At 63.9% G+C, this 965-nt stretch carries 1 protein-coding gene; it reads right to left on the reverse strand.

Annotated elements, in window-relative coordinates:
* On the reverse strand, window positions 1-965 hold a 965-nt coding region (locus tag AACH00_RS19800), incomplete at both ends, for a cadherin-like domain-containing protein (RefSeq protein WP_341400907.1).

A 965-nucleotide genomic window follows, 5' to 3' on the forward strand; every position in this document is an offset into this window, starting at 1 on the left:
GTCGTAACTGGAACCGGACCGTTGTAGTTCGCAGCTGGCGTGAAGGCGTAGCTGCCGTTGGCGTTGATGACCAGCGTGCCGACACCGGTGATGGTGGCGGTCTGGCCAGCGTTGAACGTGCCGGCGACACCTGCCACCGTGAAGGTGGTGACGGTGACAGGACCGTCCACGCTGGACGTGCCGGTGAGCACCGAGCCATTCAGGATCGTGTCTTCGTTGACCGAGACCTTCTCGTCAGCATCGGTGAAGGCGTCATCGACCGGGTCCACCGTGATGGTCAGCGTCGAGCTGTCGGTGCTGGAGCCGTCGGTCGTCGTGTACGAGACGACAGGCACGGCACCGTTGAAGTCGGCTGCCGGCGTGAAGCTGTAATCGCCGTTCGCACCGATCGTGAGCGTGCCTACACCGGCGATGGTGGCGGTCTGGCCGGCGTTGAACGTGCCAGCGACACCCGCGACGGTGAAGGTCGTGACGGTGACGGGGCCGTCGACGCTGGTGGTGCCCGTCAAGACGGAACCATTCAGGGTCGTGTCTTCGTTGACGGAGACCTTCTCGTCAGCATCGGTGAACGCGTCATCCACCGGATCAACCGTGATGGTCAGCGTCGAAGAGTCGGTGCTCGAGCCGTCCGTCAGGTTGTATGTCGCAACAGGCACAGGGCCGTTGTAGTTGGCAACCGGGGTGAAGGTGTAGGTGCCGTTGGCGTTGATGACCAGCGTGCCGACACCATTGATCGTCGCGGTTTGACCTGCGTTGAACGTGCCAGCCACGCCAGCCACCGTGAAGGTGGTGACGGTGACAGGGCCGTCGACGCTGGAGGTGCCCGTCAGGACAGAACCGTTCAGCACCGTGTCTTCATTGACCGAGACCGTCTCGTCGGCATCGGTGAACGCGTCATCGACCGGCGTGACGGGGCCGAGCGTCAGCGTGGCGCTGTCAGAGCCGCCCAGGCCGTCGGTGATCGT

The organism is Ideonella margarita (assembly GCF_038066635.1).
GTDB lineage: Bacteria > Pseudomonadota > Gammaproteobacteria > Burkholderiales > Burkholderiaceae_C > Ideonella > Ideonella margarita.